14 protein-coding genes and 1 pseudogene are annotated in these 21,845 nt (G+C 68.9%); 4 read left to right on the top strand and 11 right to left on the bottom strand.

Features of this window, described 5'->3' with window-relative positions; all coding sequences use genetic code 11:
* Both DQP58_RS14790 and fadD21 read left to right on the top strand, forming a co-directional pair.
* A pseudogene (locus DQP58_RS14790) lies at positions 1–296 on the top strand (hypothetical protein); the annotation flags it as partial.
* A gap of 104 nt (positions 297–400) precedes the next feature.
* Positions 401–2,149: a fatty-acid--AMP ligase FAAL21/FadD21 gene (gene fadD21, locus DQP58_RS14785; protein ID WP_112709075.1), complete on the top strand. Its 1,749-nt coding sequence runs from the start codon at positions 401–403 to the stop codon at positions 2,147–2,149.
* A gap of 2 nt (positions 2,150–2,151) precedes the next feature.
* On the opposite strand, the gene DQP58_RS14780 is transcribed toward fadD21, so the two are convergent.
* From DQP58_RS14780 to fdxA, 7 genes are all read right to left on the bottom strand, one after another.
* Positions 2,152–2,481, bottom strand: a complete 330-nt coding sequence (locus DQP58_RS14780) for a DUF6955 family protein (protein WP_112709074.1) — start codon at positions 2,479–2,481, stop codon at positions 2,152–2,154.
* Positions 2,478–3,737, bottom strand: coding sequence for a sulfate adenylyltransferase (gene sat / locus DQP58_RS14775; protein WP_112709073.1), 1,260 nt, complete (start codon positions 3,735–3,737; stop codon positions 2,478–2,480). The genes DQP58_RS14780 and sat overlap by 4 nt, the downstream gene beginning before the upstream one ends.
* Positions 3,738–3,817: 80 nt before the next feature.
* Positions 3,818–4,483: an adenylyl-sulfate kinase gene (gene cysC, locus DQP58_RS14770; protein WP_112709080.1), complete on the bottom strand. Its 666-nt coding sequence runs from the start codon at positions 4,481–4,483 to the stop codon at positions 3,818–3,820.
* 311 nt (positions 4,484–4,794) lie between these two features.
* Positions 4,795–11,133 carry a sulfolipid-1 biosynthesis phthioceranic/hydroxyphthioceranic acid synthase gene (pks2, locus tag DQP58_RS14765; RefSeq protein WP_112709072.1) on the bottom strand — a complete coding sequence of 2,113 codons (6,339 nt, stop codon included), beginning with the start codon at positions 11,131–11,133 and terminating at the stop codon, positions 4,795–4,797.
* A 286-nt stretch (positions 11,134–11,419) separates the two neighbouring features.
* Positions 11,420–13,783 carry an APC family permease gene (locus tag DQP58_RS14760; protein ID WP_112709079.1) on the bottom strand — a complete coding sequence of 788 codons (2,364 nt, stop codon included), beginning with the start codon at positions 13,781–13,783 and terminating at the stop codon, positions 11,420–11,422.
* Positions 13,784–13,895: 112 nt separating this feature from the next.
* Entirely contained in the window at positions 13,896–14,981 is a 1,086-nt protein-coding gene (dapC, locus tag DQP58_RS14755; protein WP_112709078.1) for a succinyldiaminopimelate transaminase, read from the bottom strand.
* A 41-nt stretch (positions 14,982–15,022) separates the two neighbouring features.
* Positions 15,023–15,349: a ferredoxin gene (gene fdxA / locus DQP58_RS14750; RefSeq protein WP_003875467.1), complete on the bottom strand. Its 327-nt coding sequence runs from the start codon at positions 15,347–15,349 to the stop codon at positions 15,023–15,025.
* 406 nt (positions 15,350–15,755) lie between these two features.
* Here fdxA and DQP58_RS14745 point away from each other — a divergent pair, with 406 nt between their 5' ends.
* Positions 15,756–16,088 carry a hemophore-related protein gene (locus DQP58_RS14745; RefSeq protein WP_066866235.1) on the top strand — a complete coding sequence of 111 codons (333 nt, stop codon included), beginning with the start codon at positions 15,756–15,758 and terminating at the stop codon, positions 16,086–16,088.
* 24 nt (positions 16,089–16,112) lie between these two features.
* On the opposite strand, the gene DQP58_RS14740 is transcribed toward DQP58_RS14745, so the two are convergent.
* From DQP58_RS14740 to mshB, 4 genes are all read right to left on the bottom strand, one after another.
* Positions 16,113–16,877 (bottom strand): maleylpyruvate isomerase N-terminal domain-containing protein, encoded by a 765-nt coding sequence (locus DQP58_RS14740; RefSeq protein WP_112709071.1) that lies wholly within the window; start codon positions 16,875–16,877, stop codon positions 16,113–16,115.
* Positions 16,878–16,916: 39 nt separating this feature from the next.
* Positions 16,917–19,568: a bifunctional FO biosynthesis protein CofGH gene (locus DQP58_RS14735; RefSeq protein ID WP_430916065.1), complete on the bottom strand. Its 2,652-nt coding sequence runs from the start codon at positions 19,566–19,568 to the stop codon at positions 16,917–16,919.
* Between the two features lie 96 nt (positions 19,569–19,664).
* Positions 19,665–20,126 carry a hypothetical protein gene (locus DQP58_RS14730; RefSeq protein ID WP_112709070.1) on the bottom strand — a complete coding sequence of 154 codons (462 nt, stop codon included), beginning with the start codon at positions 20,124–20,126 and terminating at the stop codon, positions 19,665–19,667.
* A gap of 92 nt (positions 20,127–20,218) precedes the next feature.
* On the bottom strand, positions 20,219–21,133 hold the full coding sequence (gene mshB, locus DQP58_RS14725; RefSeq protein ID WP_112709069.1) for an N-acetyl-1-D-myo-inositol-2-amino-2-deoxy-alpha-D-glucopyranoside deacetylase: 915 nt from the start codon (positions 21,131–21,133) through the stop codon (positions 20,219–20,221).
* A 96-nt stretch (positions 21,134–21,229) separates the two neighbouring features.
* Here mshB and DQP58_RS14720 point away from each other — a divergent pair, with 96 nt between their 5' ends.
* Positions 21,230–21,841, top strand: coding sequence for a TetR/AcrR family transcriptional regulator (locus DQP58_RS14720; RefSeq protein ID WP_112709068.1), 612 nt, complete (start codon positions 21,230–21,232; stop codon positions 21,839–21,841).
* Positions 21,842–21,845 lie beyond the last annotated feature (4 nt).

The following is a 21,845-nucleotide window of genomic DNA, read 5'->3' as shown; positions in this document are numbered from 1 at the left end:
CCGACGCCGCCGAAGAAGAGGCGGTGGCGCTGCCACAGGACGAGGCGACGAAGACGCGCCGGCACCGGGTCAAGGTCACCGAACTCGGCCGCGGGTACGAATACATGGATCTCGAGCCGTCGACGGCCTCCGACCGGCCCGCGCCGGCGATGGGGTTCGCCGGAACCATCGCCACCAGGGCGGCCACCGGACCGGCCGGATTGAACGCGCTGGCAGTCGGCGAGCCCGACGACAGGCCGCGCATGCCGTTGCTGCCGGGCACCTGGGGCTCCGATCCGACAGCGTCGAAACCTTAAGGAGTACCGGCCTTTTGGCTCGCACCGAGCGCTGCGGCCCGACCCACAGCATCGCCCCATGCGATCGGCAGGCGCGAAAAGCACGAGGCGGTAACCTAGCCCGCATGCAAAGTTCGTCGGTTGTCGGCCTGCTACGGGAGCGCGCCGGCCTGCAACCCGACGACTTGGCGTTCCGGTACACCGATTACGAGCAGGACTGGGCGGGCGTCACCGAGACCCTGACGTGGGCACAGCTGTATCGGCGGACCCTGACCGTGGCGCACGAGGTGAGGCGGCACGCCGGTACCGGGGACCGCGCCGTCATCCTGGCCCCCCAGGGCCTGTCCTACATCGTCGCGTTCCTGGGCGCGATACAGGCCGGGCTGATCGCGGTCCCGCTCTCGGTGCCGCAGCCGGGCTCCCACGACCAGCGCGTCGCCGCCGTCCTGGCCGACACCACGCCGACCGTCGTCCTCACCACGGCCGCGGCCGCCGCGGCCGTCGACGAGTGTCTGCACCGCACGGACTCGGCCACCGCAGACCCCGCCCCGACGGTCATCGCCGTCGATGCGCTGGGTCCGGACTTATCGCCGTCGACGGGCATCCGGATCAGCGGCGACCCGAGCATCGCATACCTGCAATACACGTCGGGCTCCACGCGGGTTCCGGCCGGGGTGATGGTGTCGCACCGCAATCTTGCGGTGAATTTCCAGCAGCTGATGGCCGCGTACTTCCCCGACTTCAACGGGGTGGCCCCACGCGACACCGTGTGCGTGTCCTGGCTGCCGTTCTACCACGACATGGGTTTGATGCAGGGCGTCATCGCGCCCATCCTCGGCGGCTACCTGGGCGACTTGACGAGCCCGGTCGCGTTCTTGCAACGCCCGGCGCGCTGGATTCACGCGATGTCGCAACCTAATCCGGTCTTCTCGGCCGCCCCCAACTTCGCCTTCGAGCTCGCGGTCCACAAGACCACCGAGGCGGACCTGGCCGGAGTCGACCTGGGCAACGTCATCAGCATCGTCAGCGGCGCCGAGCGGATCCATCCCGCCACGCTCGACCGATTCTGCAAACGGTTCACCCCGTACAACTTTCGCGAAGAAATGATGCAGCCGTCCTACGGCCTGGCCGAAGCGACCGTCTATGTGGCCAGCCGTGCCAGGCCCGGCGGCCCGCGCGTCGTCCACTTCGAACCGGAGCGGCTGTCGGAGGGCAGCGCGCAGCCGTGCTCGCCGGAAACCGGGTCACCGCTGCTCAGCTACGGCACGCCGGCGTCGCCGTCGGTGCGGATCGTCGACCCCGACACCTGCACCGGCTGCGCGACCGGAACGGTCGGCGAAATCTGGGTCAACGGTGGCAATGTCGCCGACGGCTACTGGCGCAAGCCGCAGGAAACCCGGCGCACCTTCGGCGGCGTCCTGGCCGACCCGCCGCCCGGCACCCCCGAGGGCCCGTGGCTGCGCACCGGCGACCTCGGCTTCGTCTGCGACGACGAACTGTTCATCGTGGGCCGGATGAAAGACCTGCTGATCGTCTACGGCCGCAACCACTACCCCGAGGACATCGAGTCGACGGTGCAACGGATCACCGGCGGCCGGGTCGCGGCGATCGCGGTGCCGGTCGACGAGACCGAAAAGCTGGTCACCATCATCGAATTCAGCAAGCGCGGCGAATCCGACGAGGACGTGCGCCACCGGCTCGACGTCGTCAAGAACGACGTCACCGCGGCGATATCGAACTCACATGGGCTCAACGTCGCCGACCTGGTGCTGGTGGAACCGGGATCGATTCCCACCACGACGAGCGGCAAGATCCGGCGGGCCGCGTGCGTCGAGCAGTACCGTCGCCTACGGTTCGCCCGGTTGGACGCCTAGCCCTACTGGCTGTTGGCGGTCTGGGCTTCCTCGAGGAAGTGACCCACCACATCGGGGCCGTTGGAGTGCAACTTGATGGACAGCTCGAGCAGCCTGTCCTTGACCTGCTTGGGCAGCAACTCGATCGAGCGGGTGGTGGCCGAGTCGTATTTCGCCCCCGGAAAGCGCTGCAAGAGAACATCTTTCTGCTCTTCGGTGGTGTAGATTTCGAGCAGCTTCATGCCGGCGAACGCCTCGATGGCCCGGTCGGCCATTCCGGCATTCGCCAGGGCTGCCAACCGTTCCTCGTTGATCCAGACGTTGACCTTGATCTTCTTCTCGGCGGTGCTCATGAGTTCTCCAATTGGTTCAGCGTGAAGACCGGCAGTCTGTCTTTGAGGTACTCCTCGGTGACGAACGGCGAACCCTGGCCGTACTTGGCTGCGCTGTCCATCACGACTTCGAAGACCTCGTGCCGCATCACCTTCTGGGTCGGCTTGACCTCGTCGGTCAGGATGCTTCGAATCAGGCTGCCGCTGAAGCTTTGGGACTGATCGTCATGACCGCACAGAGCCGAATTGGTGACCTCCTGGCACACCGGGCAGTACCAGTTCTCCCGCAGGAACACCGGTTTGATCCCCAGCTTGCTGCGATATTGCTTGAGGATGTTCTGGGAATCGTAGGGGTGGTAGAAATCGCCCACGCCCGCATGGTCGCGCCCGAACATGTGATGCGTGCAGCCCAGGTTCGTCCGCAGGATCGCGTGAAAAATGGCCTCCCGCGGCCCCGCGTAGCGCATGTCCCACAGCGTGAACGACACCAGGTGGACTTCCTCGCGGAAATATCCGCTGGTCCGCAACTCGTTCTGCGCCAACAGGATTGCTTCGTCGATGTAATCCCCGACCCGCTTCTGGCCGATGATCGCGTTGACCAGCACGCCCGTGTTCAAGCTGTCGACGGGCTGGTCCTCATTGGCCGCCAGCCACGCCTGCTTCATCAACGCCTCGTGGCCGGTGTGCGGAACGTTTCGGGTCTGATGGGCGACGGCGCGCTTCCAGTCCTTTTTCGCCAGCGCGTCCTTGTGCTGCCGCGGTGTGAGCCAGAACCTCTTGAATGGCTCGTTGAACACCGGCTCGTTGATGAGCGTGATGTCGCCGCCGATGAAACGATCCGCATAGGCCAACGTCTTCTTGACGCCCGGATGCCGGGAATCGGTAGTGCCATAAGTCTTTTCGGCCATGCGCTGCAAGTCGTACTCGTAGATCTCGGAGACCTCGAACAGCGCCATCGGGGCGTCGAGATATTCGAGGACGACGCTTTCGCCCTCCTTGACCCCGAACTTCTCGACGTCTTCCGCGGACAGATCGAACACGATCGGGATGCTCCACAGCGTGCCGTCGGGCAGCCGGAAGTCGTCCAGCGTGCCATCCACTTCGCGCCGGCCCATGAACCCCGTGAGCGGGGTGAAGAAGCCGTAGGACAGGCTGATCACCTCGTGCGCGGTGGCCTTCGAGATCGGGATGCGCGGCAACCCGTCGATCCGGCTCGCCGCATTCTCGGTGGACACTCGTTCGACGATCGGCTTGCCGTTATGACCTTGGTAGCTCATATAACTGACCTCGTTTCGCGTAAACAGCGGTTTGCCCGTGCGGTGGACGGCTCCCGACGCCGCCGTCGCCGACCCGTCCGCTAGGCGTCCTGGATCGCTCCCGCGATGACGCCCACCCGCTCGAGATGGGCGATCACTTCCTCGGCCAGCGTGTCCGCGTCCTTGTTGCCGCCTTCGAGGCGCAACTCGGGCTGTGCCGGCGCCTCGTACGGGTCGTCGATCCCGGTGAACCCCTTGATCTCGCCGGCCCGGGCTTTCTTGTACAGGCCTTTGGGATCGCGCTGCTCGCAAATCTCGATCGGGGTGTCGATGAAGATCTCGTGGAAATCGCCGTCGTTCAGGGTGGCCCGAATGGCGTCGCGATCGCGCACGTAGGGGCTGATGAAGGCCGTCAAGGCGATCACGCCGGACTCGCAGAACAGCTTCGCGACCGCGCCGATGCGGCGGATGTTCTCCTCGCGGTCCTGGGCGGAAAAACCGAGGCCGAACCGCTTCGCGAACTCCGATCCGTGCCGCTCTTCGAGAAGTTCCGGGCCGGCGTTGAGCCCGTAGCGGACGTTGTCCCCGTCCAGCAGAAAGCTGCGGATGCCCCGCTCGTAGAGCTTCTGCTCGACGACGTTGGCCACGGTGCTCTTGCCGCTGCCGCTGAGCCCGGTGAACCAGATGACGCAGCCTTTGTGCCCGTTGAGGCTCTCGCGCTCGGCGCGGCTTATCTGATGCTCATGCCACGTGATGTTGTTGGCCATTCCCAGCTCCTGTTCACAACGTTTCGCCCCGCGCATGGACGCGTGCGCACGGATTCTCGCCCGCCGCATCGATCCTGGCCACACGCCGTCACCATATTGTTTATCAATCAATCCGGATCAGAACCAGTCCACAACTAAAGATGGTCAACTTAGGAGACTTTGTCGCTGTGCTGGGGCGATCCGGCAAGCACCGCCGCATCGCGCCCGTTCGACCGGCCCGGCAGGCGATCGCGGCGGCCCGATGGGGCGCGGCGGAAGGATAAAGACCGGCGAAATTTTATTTACCCTTCCGCCCGCAACGCGTGGGCGGGTCAGTGCGCTGACGGCGCGGCTTCCAGATCGGCCAGCTCGTCGCACAAATGCTCGGCCAGATCGCGGACGGTGGTGATCTTCGTCGGACTGATGCGCACACCCGTTTCGGCTTCGATGCGGGTCCGCAGCTCCAAGTTGCCCAGCGAGTCCAGACCGTAGTCGGACAGCGGCCGGTCCGGATCGATGGTGCGCCGCAGCAGCAGGCTGATCTGGCCGGACACCAACCGCCGAATGGCCGACGGCCACTCCTCGCGCGGCAACGTCCGCAACTCCGCGAGGAACTTGCCGGTGTCCGGTTTGCCGTCCGTCGAGCCGAACGCCTCGGCGAAGCTGCTGCGTTGCGCGAAGGAGGCCAGCCAGGGCGTCCCCATGATCGGCGCGTAGCCCGAGTAGGGGCGGTCGTGGCGCAGCAGCGTTTCGAAGGCGCGGAACCCCTCGGCCGGCGCGATCGCGATGCCGGCGTCCTGCGCCAGCGCCGTCGCGCGGCCCACCTCCGACCACGCCCCCCACGCGATCGAGGTGGCCGGCAGACCGCGGGCCCGGCGCCAGTGGGCGAATGCGTCCAGCCAGCTGTTGGCCGCGGCGTAGGCGCCCTGCCCCGGCGAGCCCACCAGCGCGGCGGCCGACGAAAACGCGCAGAACCAGTCCAGTGGCCGCCCGGTGTCGTCCTCCCGCAGGGCTTGATGCAGGTTCCACGCGCCGTAAACCTTTGGCGCCCAACACCGATCGACGAGCTCGTCGGTGACATTCGCCAAAGTGGCGTCCTGCACCACCGCCGCCGCGTGCAGCACGCCCCGAACCGGCAGTCCGGTGGCCGTGGCACACGCCACCAGCCGCTCGGCCGTCTGCGGCTCGGCGATGTCACCGCACTCCACCGCGATGTCGGCCCCCGCGGCGCGCAGACGCTCGATCGCTTCGCGCGCCCGCTCGTCGGGTTGCGAGCGCGAGTTGAGCACGATCCGCCCGCAACCCGCGTCGCGAGCGGCCATCTGGCCGGCCAGGAACAGGCCCAGTCCCCCGATGCCGCCGGTGATGATGTAGGCGCCGTCGGACCGGAACGGCCGCACCGTTTCCGGCGGCACGACGGCCACACTGCTTCCCGCCCGCGACACGTCCAGCACCACCTTGCCGGTATGCCCGGCGGCGGCGACCAGGCGCACCGCGGCGGCGGCGTCGCGAATCGGATAGTGCGTGGTGCTCGGCATCGGCAGTTCGCCGGCGGCGGTGCGCTGGTACACGGTGGTCAACAACCGCCCAATCGTGTGCGGGTGACTGAAAGTCAGCAGCGCGAGGTCGACGGCGAACAACGACAGGTTGCGGCGAAACGGGAACAGCCCCAGGTGGGTATCGCCGTAGATGTCACGCTTGCCCAGCTCGATGAAGCGCCCACCCAAGGCCAGCAGTTCGATTCCCGCGCGTTGCGCGGCACCGGGCAGCGAGTTGAGCACCACGTCGACGCCGTATCCCTGCGTGTCCGTGCGGATCTGGTCGGCGAATTCCGTGCTGCGCGAGTCGTAGACGTGCTCGATACCCATGTTCTGCAACAGTTTCCGGCGCTGCGGGCTGCCCGCGGTCGCGAAGATCTCACAGCCCACGGCCCGGGCGATCGCGATGGCCGCCTGGCCGACACCCCCGGTGCCGGAGTGGATGAGCACCTTGTCGGTCGGCGAGATGCGGGCCAAGTCGTGCAGGCTATACCACGCGGTCGCGGCCGCGGTGGGCACCGCGGCTGCGTCTTCGAGTGGTACCTCGGGCGGCAGCGTGACCGTTTGGCGGGCGTCGGCGATGACGAAGGTGCCCCAGCACCCGTTGCGCGACATGCCGCCGACACGGTCGCCGACCTGATGCTCGGTGACGTCCGGTCCGACGGCGGTCACCACGCCGGCGAAGTCACCGCCCAACCGCTGCTGGTAGCCCTCGAACGTGGGATAGCGCCCGAAGGCGACAAGGACATCCGCGAAGTTGACGGTCGACGCGGTCACCGCCACCTCGATCTCCCCCGGCCCGGGCGGCACCCGGTCGAACGCGGTGAACTCCAGCGATTCGAGGTCACCGGGAGTGCGGATTTGCACGCGCATGCCGTCCCGCTCGTGATCGACGACGGTGGTGCGCCGCTCGGCCGGGCGAAGTGGGCCGGGCCGCAACCGCGCGGCGTACCACTGGCCGCCGCGCCAGGCGGTCTCGTCTTCCGCCGAGCCGCGTTTCAGCTGCAGCGCAACCCGTTCGGGGTCCGTCGCGTCGTCCACATCGATCTGGGTGGCGTTTAGATGCGGGTGCTCGGAGTCGATCACCCGCATCAGGCCCCGCAGCCCGGCCTGCGCCAGGTTCGCCACATCACCGGCGGTCACGGTGGCCGCGTTTCGGGTCACCAGGTACAGCCGCGGCGACTCCCTGGGCAGCTCCGAGAGCTCACGGGCGACGGCCGCGAGGTGCGACACGTAGTCCCGACCGCGCCGCCCCGCCTGCGGATCAGCCGCGGCGCCATCCGATGTGACCACGACGACGCCGGTGAGCCCCTTCAGCGGCCCGTGGGAGGCGGGCTGCCCGGCGCCGGACAACAGCGCGCGCAGCCGCGTGGTGTGCGCGGACCCGACGGGATCGCACGCCGAGACACATTGTCCGCCATCGGTATTCAAGACTTCTGCCAGTCGCGCCGCAAACGGGTCGGGACCTTCCGACGCGCCGAGCAGCACCCAGCGACCAGGCTCGGCCTGCGTCGCGTCGGGCAGTTCCTTGGGCTCCCAGTCGATGGTCAGCAACCGCTCGTTGAGCAGTCGCCGGGCGTGTTCGTGTGCGGAGGCGCCGCCGACCAGCCGCAGCCCCTCGACGCTCAACAGCACCGTTCCGGACTGGTCCAACACGTCGACGTCGGCCTCGCACTCGCCGGGGCTCGAGGACGTGACCCGGGCCAGGCAATATTGCGCGTTGCGCGTCGAGTGATAGTTGCGCAGCCTGCGCACCCCGACCGGCAACAGCAGACCGCCGGCGCCGGCCTTTTGCACCTCGGGCGATACGACGACCGCCTGGAAGCACGCGTCGAGCAACGCCGGGTGCGCGGCGTAGGCCGGCTGCTGCGAGCGGATCGCGCCCGGCAGCGCGACTTCGGCCAGCATCGTGGTGATGCCCCCGTCGGCGACCAGCACCGCGGCCAGCCCCGAAAACGCCGGCCCGTACTGAATTCCCGCAGCGTCGAACGCCTTTCGCAGTTCCGCGCCGTCCAGGCGGGATGGGTGGGCGGCGATCAGCGTCGCCAGGTCGTGCGCGGGCGGCTGCGCAGGCCCGAGTGAATCCGCGTCGTCACCGGGTAGGGCGCACAGCACCGCGCTGGCCCGGCGGGTGCGTTCACCGTCCTCGTGGGTGTCCACCGTGAAGTCGAGAACACCGGGGGCGGCCAGTGTGGCGGCCGAGGAGGCCGGCGTCTGGTCGGCCAGCAGCAGTGTCTGTTCGAACTTGACGTCGCGGACCTCGGCGCGTTCACCGAGCGCCGCGCGGGCGGCCGCGAGCGCCATCTCGCAATACCCCGCGCCGGGAAACGCTGCGACACCATGGATTTGGTGATCGCTCAGCCACGGGTGGGCGTCGGTGCCCACCTCCCCCTGCCAGACGTGACGCTCGGGTTCCTCCCGCAGATGCACGTGCGCACCGAGCAGGGGGTGTACGGCCTGGACCGGGGCGCCGCGTGCCTGCCCGGTGGCCTCGCGGCTGAGCATCAGCCGGCGATGCGTCCACGTCGGCAGCGGGGCATCCACCAGACGGCCGGCCGGGTATGGGACGGAGAAGTCGATCACCGCGCCCGCGCTGTGCACGTCGGCGACGAAGCCGCGCAAGCCAATCGGCAGTTGCAGGTCGCGGCGCATGGCCGCCAGGGCGGCGATGGGCATGTCCAGGCTGCCGGCGTTCTGCTCGACGGCGTGCGTCAGCAGTGGGTGCGGCGCCAGCTCACCGAAGACGCGGAAGCCGTCCTTGAGGGCGGCCTGCACGGCGGCCGCGAATCGCACCGTGTAGCGCAGGTTTTCAGCCCAGTAGTCGCCGGTGAACGAGGGCCGTTCGCGCGGGTCCCACAGCGTCGCCGAATAGTAGGGCACCTCGGGCGCCATCGGTCGCAGGCCGGCGAGGTCCTCGACCAGCTCGTCGAGGATAGGCTCCACCTGCGGCGAATGCGAGGCGACGTCCACCGCCACCTCGCGCGCCAGCACGTCCTGCTCCTGCCAGGCCGTGACCAGATCGCGGATGGCCTGGGCGTCGCCGCCGACGACGGTCGACGTCGGCGACGCGACCACGGACAGCACGACGTCGGAGATGCCGCGAATCGACAGTTCCGACAACACTTGTTGGCCCGGCAGTTCCACCGCTGCCATCGCGCCGCTGCCCGCGATCCGCGCCATCAGCTTCGAGCGACGGCAGATGACGCGCACACCGTCGGCCACCGCCAACCCGCCGGCGACGACGGCGGCCGCGGATTCGCCGAGCGAATGCCCGATGACGGCGCCGGGACGCACGCCATAGGACTTCATCGTCTCGGCGAGCCCGACCTGCATCGCGAAGAGCGTCGGCTGCACCCGGTCGATGCCGGTCACCGTCTCGGGTGCCGACATGGCCGCGGTGACCGAAAAGCCCGACTCCGCAGCGATCAACGGTTCGATGGCGGCGATCGTCGCGGCGAAGACCGGCTCGTTGGCCAGCAGTTTGGCGCCCATCTTCGGCCACTGCGAACCCTGGCCGGAGAAGACCCACACCGGTCCGCGGTCGCCTTGCCCCACCGCGGGCGGGTACGGGATGTCGCTCGCCGCGACCGCGCGCAGCTGGGCACCCAACTCGTCGACGGTGCCGGCCGAGATCACGGTACGCACCGGGCGGTGCGCGCGCCGCCGCGACAGCGTGTAGCCCAGATCCCTGAGCAACGAGCCACATTCGCCGTCGGCAGCGCCGTGCTCGTCGAGCCAGACCGCCAGGCGGGCCGCCGTGACGCGCAGCTGTTCGGCGGAGGTGGCCGACAGGGGAAACAGCAGCGGCCCTCGCGGTAGGTCGGCCGCCTGGGCCGGCGCCCGTTCCGGTGCCTGTTCCACGATGGCGTGCACGTTGGTGCCCGACATCCCGTAGGACGACACCGCGGCACGGCGCGGGTGCCCCTTGCTGGGCCATGGCGTATTGCTCTGCGGCACAAACAGATTGGTCTCGATTCGGGCCATTTCGTCGGGCAGCCGGGTGAAGTGCAGATTCCGCGGTACCACGGCGTGCTGCAGCGCGAGGATCGCCTTGATCAAGCCCAGTGGCCCCGAGGCCGACTGCAGGTGGCCGAAGTTCGTCTTCACCGATCCCAGGGCGCAGGCACCGCCGACGCCGTACACGGCGGCCAGGCTGGTGTATTCGATCGGGTCGCCGACGGGAGTGCCGGTGCCGTGCGCCTCGACGAGACCGACCGTGGCCGCGTCGACGCCTGCGATCTGCAGGGCTTTCCGGTAGACGGCGACCTGAGCCGTTTGCGAGGGCGCCGCGATGTTCACGGTGCGGCCGTCCTGATTGGCCGCGGTGCCGCGCAGCACCGCCAGGATGCGATCGCCGTCGCGCTGGGCGTCGTCGAGCCGCTTGAGCAACAGCATGACGCAGCCCTCGCCTGACACGAAGCCGTCGGCGTGCACATCGAAGGCGTGGCAGCGGCCGGTCGGGGACAGCATGCCCTGCAGTGAACCGGTGACGGACTTGCGTGGTTCCAGCGTCACCACCACGCCCCCGGCCAGGGTGAGGTCGGATTCGCCGCTGCCCAGGCTGCCGCACGCCTGGTGCACGGCCATCAGTCCCGACGAGCACGCCGTGTCCACGGTGACCGCCGGGCCGTGCAGTCCGAGGGCGTACGCGACTCGCCCCGACGCGAAGCTGTTGGACGTGCCGGTGAATCCGTACGGCCCTTCGGCCGCACCGCAGTCGGCGGACAGCAGCTCGTAGTCACCGTGGGTCAGGCCGACGAACACCCCGGTCTGCGATTGGGAAAGCGACGCGGGGTCCAGGCCGGCATGTTCGACGGCATCCCACGACGTCTCGAGCAGCAGGCGGTGCTGCGGGTCGATCGCGATGGCCTCACGCTCGGTCATCCCGAAGAAGTCACAGTCGAAGCCGCCGACATCGTCGAGGAACGCCCCCCACCGGGTCACCGATCGGCCGGGCACGCCGGGTTCGGGATCGTAGAACAGGTCGGCGTCCCACCGGTCGGCGGGAATCTCGCCGACAAAGTCGTCACCGCGCAGCAACGCCTGCCAGAGGCGGTGCGGGGAGTCGATCCCGCCGGGAAGCCGGCAGGCCATCCCTATGACGGCGACCGGTGTGGCGTTCACGGCACACAAAGTGCGAGTCCCCTATCCTTGCCCGATCTTTGAGGCGCCTATTATGCAGATGTCAGTTTAGCTTCGGACCAGGTCAGCTTAGCGGGAGTAAACAATTTCGGGTCGGCCTTGCGAAAACAGGCCGCGACGGCCGAGGGGCCGCGAAACCCGCGCCGTGACTACGTAATTGCGCCCGTGCCGGCCCACCGGGGCGCCGCGACATCCGGCCGCCACCGGTCGTGTACAGCCGGCCGGTGGAGTCATCGAACCGCCTCACCCACACGGCAATTCATGATTCGGCGGGTCGCTACGTGTCGCTGGTCTCTTCGGACTCTTCGGACTCGGTGTCGTTCGCGGGGTCCTCGATGACCTGATAGGCCGGATCGACCATCGAGATGGCCCGGGTGCCGGTCTGGCGGGCCTTCCCGGTGATCCGCAGCACCTGACCGGGCTGGATGTCGGCGCCGCCGTGGCCCGGACGAAAGGTGACGGTCATTTCGCCGGTGCTGTCCCCGATGACGACCTGCCGGTGAGTGCGGCCTCGGGTGGTGACGTCTTCGACCTCGCTGACCCGACCTTCGACGCTGGCGCGCTGCCCGGAGATCAGGCCGGCCACCATGACCACCGATCGCGGTCGCTGCGGGTGTTCGTAGGCGTCGACCTTCCGGTCCTCGTCCTGGGACACCCACGCCTCGAGCTTGTCGATCCCCTGCCCGATCCGCTGCTCCAAGGTGTCGGGGTAGGCCTCCCTGATCCGCGATTCGACGTCGTAGGGCACGATCGTCGCCGCGGCGTCGGGAATGAGGCTGACCGCTCGCGAGATCTTGTCGGCGGTGCGGTCGTGCAGCACGCGCCCCAGCAGCCGGGCGAAGGTTCGCCGCGGCAGCAGCACCGTCACATTGGTACGCGCGTTCTCATCACGCGCCTTGGCGACCAGCAGCTGCGCGGCCCGGCTGATCCGACGGTCCGGGCAGTCCACGATGCGCAGCGGGGTGTCGAGTTCGAAATGGTCCCAACGCTTTCGCAGCAGCGCGGCGTGGGCCGGGTCGACCATGAAATGCACCGCGATCAGTTCGTCGGCCCGCAACCCCCTGCCGTAGCGCAGCGCCTCGATCACCGCCAGATCGACCGAGTCGACGAACACGAACACCCGGTGCCGCGCGTACTTCACCAGCTCCGGGCGATCGGTGCGGAACATCTCGAGAATGGCCGCCTCGGCCCGGTATTCGCGGTTGAGCCGGGTCAGCATGAATACCAGCAGCGGGAACACGATGACCACCAGCCAGGCGCCCTCGGTGAATTTCGCCACCGCGAAGATGCCCACCACGATCGTCGACAGCACCGCCGCGGACAGGTTGATCGCCAGCCGGCGTCGCCAGCCCGGTTCCCGATGCGTCAGATGGTGTTTGGTCATGCCGTAGCCGGCCATCGAGAACCCGGTGAACACCCCGATCGCGTAAAACGGCACCAGCGCGTTCACCGACCCGCCGGTGGCCACCAGCAACGCGACCGACAGCGCCGTCAGCGTGATGATCCCGTTCGAAAACACCAGGCGGTGGCCACGTTTCGTGAGCTGCCTGGGCAGGAAGCGGTCCTCGGCGACGAAACTGGCCAGCGCCGGAAAGCCGTTGAAGCTGGTGTTGGCGCCGGTGAACAAGATGGCGGCCGTTGCCGCTTGCACCAGGACGTAGCAGACGTCGCCGACAACGCCGTTGCCGAAGACGGCCCGGCCGATCTGCGACAGGACCGACGGGTACTCGGTCAGGTACGGCGTGGCGTGGGTGACGTGGGCCAGGTAGGCGACGCCCGCCAGCAGCAGGCCGAGGATGGTCGCCATCGCGGTCAGCACTCGGCGAGCGTTGCGCCCCTGGGGCTTTCGGAAGTACTCGACCGTATTGGAGATCGCCTCGACCCCGGTCAGCGACGAACCACCGTTGGCGAACGCACGCAGCAGCACCAAGATCGTGGCTCCCAGCACCAGCCCGTCGCCCTGGTGCACCGGGACGGTCCCGGCCATATGCGTGGGGTCGTAGATCGGCAGGTTTCCGATGACCGCGCGCACGACGCCGACCACGATGGTCAGGCCGACCATGACGACGAAGGAATACGTGGCCACCGCGAACGGCAATCCCGCCTCCTTGAGGCCGCGCAGGTTGGCGTAGCAGATGAGAAGCACCACGGCGACGGTGAGTTCGAGGCTGTAGGGGCCCAGCGCGGGGATCGCCGAGACCACCGCGACGGTCCCCGCCGCCGACTGCACGGCGACCGTGACCACGTAGTCGATCAGCAGCGCCGCGGCAGCGATCTGCGCGACCCGCGGTCCGAAATTGTCGCGCGCGACGATATAAGAGCCGCCCGCCCGGGTGTAGGCCATGACCACCTGCCGATACGAGGCGGCCACCAGCACCAAGATCAGCAGGATCACGCCGGTGATGGGCAGCAACAGCAGGAAGGCGGCCAGCCCCGCATGCGGTAACAGCTCGATCAGGATCTGCTCGGGGCCGTACGCCACCGAGGACACCGCGTCGGGCGAAAGCGCCCCCAGCGCAACCTGATTCGACAACTTCTCGGATGCGATGTCCTCGGTGATCAGCGGCTTGCCCAGGAACACCCGCTTGGCGATGTCCCCCAGCGAGAGCGGGATGCGCAGCTTGCCGGTCGAACTGGTCACGAGCACCGTCCTTACCCGAGGTCGAGAACGTGGAACGCCTGAAGATGCATTGTGCACGCTCGCCGCCGTCCGGGGGGCCGGGCGGTGCGGAAAGGCCGGGCCGGATCGCCCGCTACGCGAGTCGTTGCACGGCGGCGGCGATCCGCTCGTCGGCGGCGGTCAGCGCCACCCGCACGTGCCGCGCACCGCGCGGGCCGTAGAAATCACCCGGCGCCACCAGGATGCCGCGCCGCGCCAGCCAGGCGACGCTGTCGTGGCATGGCTCGCCGCGGGTGGCCCACAGGTACAGGCCGGCTTCGGAATGGTCGACGGTGAAGCCGGCCGAGCGCAGCGCGGGCAGCAGGGCAGCGCGGCGCCGCTCGTAGCGCTCCCGCTGCGCCAGCTCGTGGGCGTCGTCGTCGAGGGCCGCCACCATGGCCGCCTGCACCGGCGTGGGCACCATCATCCCGGCGTGCTTGCGCACGGCCAGCAACTCCTCGACCAGCTCGGGGTCCCCGGCGACTAAACCGGCCCGGTAGCCGGCCAGCGACGAGCTCTTCGACAGGGAGTGGATCGCGAGCAGACCGGTGTGGTCGCCGTCGCAGACCGAAGGGTGCAGGATCGACAGCGGCTGGTCGTCCCAACCCAGCCCCAGATAGCACTCGTCGGAGGCCACCAGGCAGCCCCGGTCGCGGGCCCAGCCGACCACCTTGCGCAGGTGATCGACGCCCAGGACACGTCCGGTCGGGTTGCTCGGCGAGTTCAGGTAGTACAACGACGGCGATTGCGGACCCAGCTGGGTCAGCGAATCCGCGCGCAGCACCCGCGCCCCGGCCAGCCGGGCCCCGACGTCATAGGTCGGATACGCCAGCTCGGGCACCACGATGACGTCCGCGGGACCCAGGCCCAGCAGCGTGGGCAGCCAGGCGATGAGCTCCTTGCTGCCGATCACCGGGAGCACGGCCGCCTCGCGGAGCCCGGTGATGCCGAACCGGCGGTCCAGCGCGGCGACCGCCGATGCGCGCAGCCGGGCGGTGCCGGCCGTGGCGGGATAGCCCGACGCCGACGCGGCGGCAGCCAGCGCCTCCTGGATCACCGGGGCTACGGGGTCAACCGGGGTGCCGACCGAGAGGTCGACGATGCCGCCCGGGTGGGCGCCGGCAAGCGCCTTCGCGTCGGCCAGCGTGTCCCACGGAAACTCCGGCAGGGCCGCCGACACCGCCGGCCGGCGCTTTTTGAGCTGGTGGGGCACCGGGCCGCTCAGTCGCCCTCGCCCTGCGGCGGCAGATCCTTAACGACCTGCGGGTCGTTCTCCGTCAAGCCGACCTTGGCCGCGCCGCCGGGCGATCCCAGCTCGGCGAAGAAGTCGGCGTTGATCTGCGTGTACTGGCTCCACTGGTCCGGTACATCGTCTTCGTAGTAGATCGCTTCGACGGGGCACACCGGCTCGCACGCCCCGCAGTCGACGCATTCGTCGGGGTGGATGTAGAGCATCCGAGCGCCTTCATAGATGCAGTCGACGGGGCACTCCTCGATACAGGCTTTGTCCTTGATGTCGACACAGGGTTCGGCGATCGTGTACGTCACAGACGTCTCCTCCATGTACTAAGCCATCTGATGGGCTGCCATCTGATGGGCTCAACTGCGGGCTGCTGTTCAGCTCGCACCGGCGCGCGTCCGACCGCATCCGGTGAAGCTTTCGGTTACTGATACTAGACGTTGCAGATACAGGTCAACCATTTGGCGCGCCTGTCGAAATACCGATTTAAGACCGACAGTCTCGGAGCCTGTGACCGGCCCCCGTTTCGCCGATGGCGAACACCGCTGACAAGCCGCTGACCTGCTAAGAGTAACGCCCGGGCGGTGGCGTGCGATGTCCGTTGTGTTGCAGGCACGCTCGCGGGGCCTGGTAATCTCAACTTCAAAGACGGCAACCGCTGGGCAGATGTTCTCGCCGTGATAGCGGTGCATTAACTGGGGAAGGTGTCCACACATGAGGCTGTCGTTGAGCAAATTGGGCGTTGCGGTTGGCAGCGCGGCGGTGGCGTTGAGCGCCGCGGCCGGGATCGCGTCCGCGGATCCCACCGACGCGATCATCAACACCACCTGCAACTACGGGCAGGTCATCGCGGCGCTGAACGCGACCGACCCGGCAGCTGCCCAACAGCTGAACTCGTCGCCGGTGGCTCAGTCCTACATCCGCAACTTCCTGGCCTCGCCGCCGCCGAAGCGTCAGCAGATGGCCCAGCAGATCCAGGCCATGCCGTCGGCGCAGAAGTACTACGACGACATCAACCAGGTCGCGGTCACCTGTAACAACTACTGAGCCGATCGCTTCGCACGAAGCGGTTCAGTAGCCGCCGAGCAGGCGGCGCACGCGCCCCAGGGTCTCCGGTCCGACGCGGCTGCGGATGCGTGACGGATCGGCGGGCCGCCGGCCCCACAGCAGCAGCACGCGCGCGGCCGCGTCGGTCTCCAGGGTGGCCGGGCCGTCCGGCTCGGCGAGCCCGATGGTGATCTGATCCGAGTCCGCGGCCAGCACGACGTCGTCGGTGCCGTCGGCGCGTAGCCGGGCGTCGATGCGCTCGCCGGGTTTCAGCTGCTTGGCGCCCTTCACCAGCAGCGGCCTGCCCACCGCGAGCACGCTGTGCGTGGTCATCCACGGCTCGGCCAGTTGGGCCTGGGCGGCCGGTTCGTCCCCGGTGATGTCCCAGCTGTGCAGGACCAACTCTTCACGCATGTGCTCGGCGAACCAGGGCACCTTCATGGTGCGCCCGGTCCAGGCGACGTCGGTGTCGGCGGGCAGCGCTTCGGCCGCCACCGCGACCTCGGTGAGGGTGGCCATCCGGTCCAGCAGGGCGTCCCACAGGTCCGCGTCGTTCAGGGCGCGCAAAGGCCCTTCGCGTTCCTCGAAGCCGCGGGTGGCGACGGGCTGGCCGTCCAGGTGGGCGGCGAGCACCCGCGCGAGCTCTTCGGCGTTTCCGGCCTGGTGGACGACGATGTCGCGCACCGTCCAGGCCTCACACCAGGTGCCGGCGTCGGGTCCGTGCCGGCGCACCGCATCCGCGAACGGCCGCCACTCGGGGAATCGATCGTCGTCAATCTGTCGCTTCACGACCCCCGGTATACCCGACGGCGCCGACAAGAAGGCGAATTAGGCGGCCAGCGTCGTGTAGTCGGTGGTGCGCTGCCGCGCCGGGCGGCCGATGCCCTCGGCGATCGCGACGAGCTCCGCCACCGTCTTGGCCGAGCCGTGCTCCGAACCGGCCATCCGGGAGATGGTCTCCTCCATCAGCGTGCCGCCCAGATCGTTGGCGCCGCCGCGCAGCATCACCTGCGTGCGCTCGACGCCGAGCTTGACCCAGCTGGTCTGGATCTGGGAAATGCGGCCGTGCAACATGATTCGCGCCAGCGCGTGCACGGCGCGGTTGTCCCGATGGGTCGGTCCGGGACGCGACGCACCGGCTAGGTACAGCGGTGAGCTCTGGTGCACGAACGGCAACGGCACGAACTCGGTGAAACCGCCGGTGCGGTCTTGGATGTCGCGCAGCACGTTGAGGTGGCCGACCCAGTGCCGCGGGCTGTCGACGTGGCCGTACATCATGGTCGACGACGACCGCAGCCCCACCTCGTGAGCGGTGCTGACGATTTCGATCCATAGCGACGTGGGCAGCTTGCCCTTGGTCAGCACCCAGCGCACCTCGTCGTCCAGGATCTCGGCGGCGGTGCCCGGAATGGTGTCCAGGCCCGCTTCGCGCAGGCTGATCAGCCACTCGCGAATGCTCAAGCCGCTCTTGGTGACCCCGTTGGCGATCTCCATCGGGGAAAACGCGTGCACGTGCATCGACGGCACCCGCGCCTTGACCGCGCGGACCAGGTCGGCGTAGCCGGTGACCGGCAACTCGGGGTCGATGCCGCCCTGCATGCACACCTCGGTGGCGCCCTGCACGTGCGCCTCCCACGCGCGGTCGGCAACCTCCTCGGTGGACAGCGAGTACGCGTCGGCGTCGCCCTTGCGCTGCGCGAACGCGCAGAACCGGCAACCGGTGTAGCAGATGTTGGTGAAGTTGATGTTGCGGTTCACCACGAAGGTGACGTCGTCGCCCACGGCTTCGCGGCGCAGCGTATCGGCGAGCGCGGCAACCGCTTCCAGCGCGGGGCCGTCGGCGGTGGCCAGTGACAGGTATTCGCTGTCGGAGCAGCCGGCGGGGTCGCGTTCGGCGGACCGCAGCGCGGCCAGCACATCGGTGTCCAGGCGTTCTGGCGCTTTGGCGCCCTGCGCGGCCAGCTCGTGGACGTGCGCGCGGATCGATTCCCAGTCGCCGAAGGCGCTGTCGATGTCGCTGCGGGTCTCGGTGTTGCGGCCCTCGCTGTCGATGGCCGCGTTGAGGTCGACCCGGCCCGAGGAGCCGACGTCGTCGGGCTCCTGCCAGGGCAGCCCCACCGGGTTGACGTCGCGCGCCAGACCGGTCGCCGGATCGGCCAGCGCCGCAACGTGTCCGGACACCCGCGGGTCGATCCACGCCGCGCCAGCCTGCACGTATTTCGGCTGCGCGGTCAGCCGCTGGACCAGCTCGTAACCGGCTTCGGCGGTGACGGCGGCCAGGTCGTCCAACGCCGGCCACGGCCGCTCGGGGTTGACGTGGTCGGGCGTCAGCGGCGACACCCCGCCCCAGTCGTCGACCCCGGCGCCGAGCAGCGCCAGGCACTCGTCGCGCGACACCAGGTTGGGCGGCGCCTGAATCCGCATCCCGGGGCCGAGGACCAGGCGCGCGACCGCCACCGTCGCCAGGTAATCCTCGATGCCGGCGTCGGGAACGGCGGCCATCGCGGTGTGTTGCTTGGCCCGGAAGTTCTGCACGATCACCTCTTGCACGTGACCGAACTCCTTGTGCGCCTTGCGGATCGCATGCAAGGTGTCGGCGCGCTCGGCGAGCGTCTCGCCGATGCCGACCAGCAGGCCGGTGGTGAATGGGATCGACAACCGGCCCGCATCGGTCAGGGCGCGCAGCCGCACGGCCGGGTCTTTGTCCGGGCTGCCGTAGTGCGCAAGCCCTTTCGTCTCGAACAGCCGCCGTGACGTCGTCTCGAGCATCATGCCCATCGAGGGGGCCACCGGCTTGAGCCGGGCCATCTCCGACCAGCTCATCACACCGGGGTTCAGGTGCGGCAGCAGCCCGGTCTCTTCGAGCACCCGGATCGCCATCGCGCGCACGTAGGACAGCGTGGAGTCATAACCGCGTTCGCTCAGCCACTCGACGGCCTCCGGCCAGCGATCCTCGGGCCGGTCGCCGAGGGTGAATAGCGCTTCCTTGCAACCGAGTTCGGCACCGCGGCGGGCGATGTCGAGGATCTCGTCGGGCTCGAGATACATGCCGGCGCCCTGGGCGCGCAGCTTGCCCGGGACGGTGACGAAGGTGCAGTAGTGGCAGGTGTCTCGGCACAGGTGAGTGACCGGGATAAAAACCTTGCGCGAGTAGGTGATCGGCAGGCCGCCGCCCGGGCCGCGCCGCCCGGCCGACTCCAGACCCGCATCGCGCACCCGGGCCGCGCTGGCACACAGGTCAGCGAGGTCCGCGCCGCGCGCGGTCATGGCGACCGCGGCCTCGTCGACGTTCAGCGCGACGCCGTCTCGAGCCCGTCGCAGCACCCGCCGCAACGCCGATGCACCGGCCTTAGGCGGGGCTTCCGGAGAAACCTTGGCCGGCACCACAGGGTTGGGCAGAGCGGTAGGCTCCTCGCCCGGAGTCAACAGCACCTTGGTGTAACTTCCCCACGATCGAATTTCATCCGCGCGTCCCAACATGTGAAATCGTGGCACCCGTTGGCGGGTCCCGTATGGGCAACAGTCAACAGTAGCGGCACCCCCGCGTCGGCAAGCGGGCGACATCCCGGCCGACCGTCAGACGCCCTGCCCGCGCCGCCACAGCACCCAGACCGGCGGTACCACCCCCAGGACCAGCAGCAATAAGGCCGCGTAGGCCATCAGGCCGCGGCCGCCCAGGATCACGTCGTCGGCCGGGCCACCCATGCTGATCACCGCCACGGTCAGCAGCCACGTCCACAACGGCAACGCCGCCAACCGGGGCGAGCGGGTCCAGCGGCCGGCGGCCCACACCAGCGCCGCGTTGACCAGTCCGGAAATCAGTCCGCTGATGGGAAACGGGACCGACCCGATATAGAGAGGCAGCAGCAGGGCCCCGGCAAGTGCGGAGAGCACCCCGTCGACCGCCAAGAGGGCCAATACGACGAACCGGATCGCGGGGTCGGTCGCGCCGCTGTCGTCAACGGAGGCGACGCGTGGCTTGGTTTCGGTCAGGTCGGGACGCTGTCGAAGTTGGACATGATGGAGCCGATAACCCACTGCAGGCTGTCCAGCCGGTCCTGCCAGTGTTGCTGATTAGGGTCCAGGTCGGGGTCCATGCGAATTCCTTCCGTGGCTGCCTGATTGGCAGCCTACCGCGTCGGGGCCGGCGGAAACTCAAGCCCTGCGAGCAGGTCCGTTTCCCAGCCCCGCCCGTCGCGCTCCCCCGCCGCGCCGCCGACCAGGACGTAGTGCTCTTGCCCCAGGATCGGTATCGCCGCGTTGTTCGACAGCGCGCAGACGCGGCCGGTCGGCCCGACCACCACCTGGGTGGCGTGCGCGGCGAGCGCCGCCCGCTTGGCGGCCACGGCCTCCGGGCCGGTCTCGACGACGGCGTCGATGTCCTCGTCGGCGTAGCCGAAGGTGAACTCCTCCTTCGACGGGATCGACCATTCGGGCCGCAGATCCTCGGGCGTCAGCGCGTCCATGGCCGCCTCGAAGGCGCTCGTCGCGAAGACCGACCAGTAGAACTTCGGCACCGCCCAGGGCTCGCCGGGAAAGTCGGCGGCGCCGGCTCCGGGAGCCGCCGCCGCCACGGCGGCGACCGTGATGCGGTGCGCGTGAACGTGATCGGGATGGCCGTAGCCGCCGGCCGGGTCGTAAGTCACCACGACGTGTGGGCGCTGCTCGCGGATGACGGCCACCAGCGCGCCGACGGTCTCGCGGTCGTCGGCGTCGATGAAGCGTTGCCGGTGCCGCGCCGGCGTGCCGCGCATCCCCGAATCGCGCCACCGGCCGGCGCCGCCGAGGTAGTGCGGCTCGCCCACGCCCAGCGCAAGCAGCGCGGCGGTCAATTCTCCGATCCGGTAGCCGCCGAGTTGGTCCGCGCGATCGACGGCCAGTTCGGCCCATCGCTCACCGATCACCTCGCCCTCCTCGCCCAGCGTGCAGGTGAGCACGCGGACATCGGCACCGCGGGCGGCGTAGTAGGCGATGGTGGCGCCGGTGCCGAGGCTTTCGTCGTCGGGGTGCGCGTGGACGAACAGCAGCCGCGGCGTCTCAGGCATGGACGGCACCCTACCGGCAGCCGCGACGATTCGGGCAGTTCGCCGGCTACCCACCGGTAAGCGGCAGGTAGGAACGCGCACGGCTACTATCAAGGAGTGCCCCAGCTCACGGACGCAGACCAGACCGGCAGCCGAAGCCGCCGGCGCGGCGAGGTCCTCGAACGCGCCCTGTACGAGGCCACCCTGGCCGAGCTGACCGAGGTCGGTTACGGCAGCCTGACCATGGAGGGCATCGCGGCGCGCGCCCATACCGGCAAGGCCGCCCTGTACCGGCGCTGGGACACCAAGTGCGAGCTGGTGCACGCCGCTTTAGTGTTCGCGCTACCGCCGCTGCCCGAGCTGCGTTCCGGCCGGTCGGCCAGGGAGAACCTGCTGGCGATGTTCACCGCGCAGCGCGACCTGCTGGCCGGAAAGACCGGCTTCCCGGGCCTGGACGTCATCCATCAGTTGTTGCACGAGCCCGAGATGCGGGCCATCTTCGCCGACGCGGTGGTGCGGCCGCGCATGCAAATCGTGGAATCGATCCTGCAGGCGGCCATTGACGACGGTGACCTCGACCCGACGACGGTCACCCCGCTCACCGCGCGCATCGGGTCGGCTCTGATCAACCAGCACTTCCTGTTGAACGGGTCGCCGCCGAACCGGCGCGAGCTGGCGCTCATCGTCGACACCGTGATCCCGCCGCGCGGGGCGCGTCCCGCCGATTGACCGC

This window comes from Mycobacterium colombiense, assembly GCF_003284975.1.
In the GTDB taxonomy this organism is placed as follows: Bacteria; Actinomycetota; Actinomycetes; order Mycobacteriales; family Mycobacteriaceae; genus Mycobacterium; species Mycobacterium europaeum_A.
This window is presented reverse-complemented; position numbering and strand designations above follow the sequence as displayed.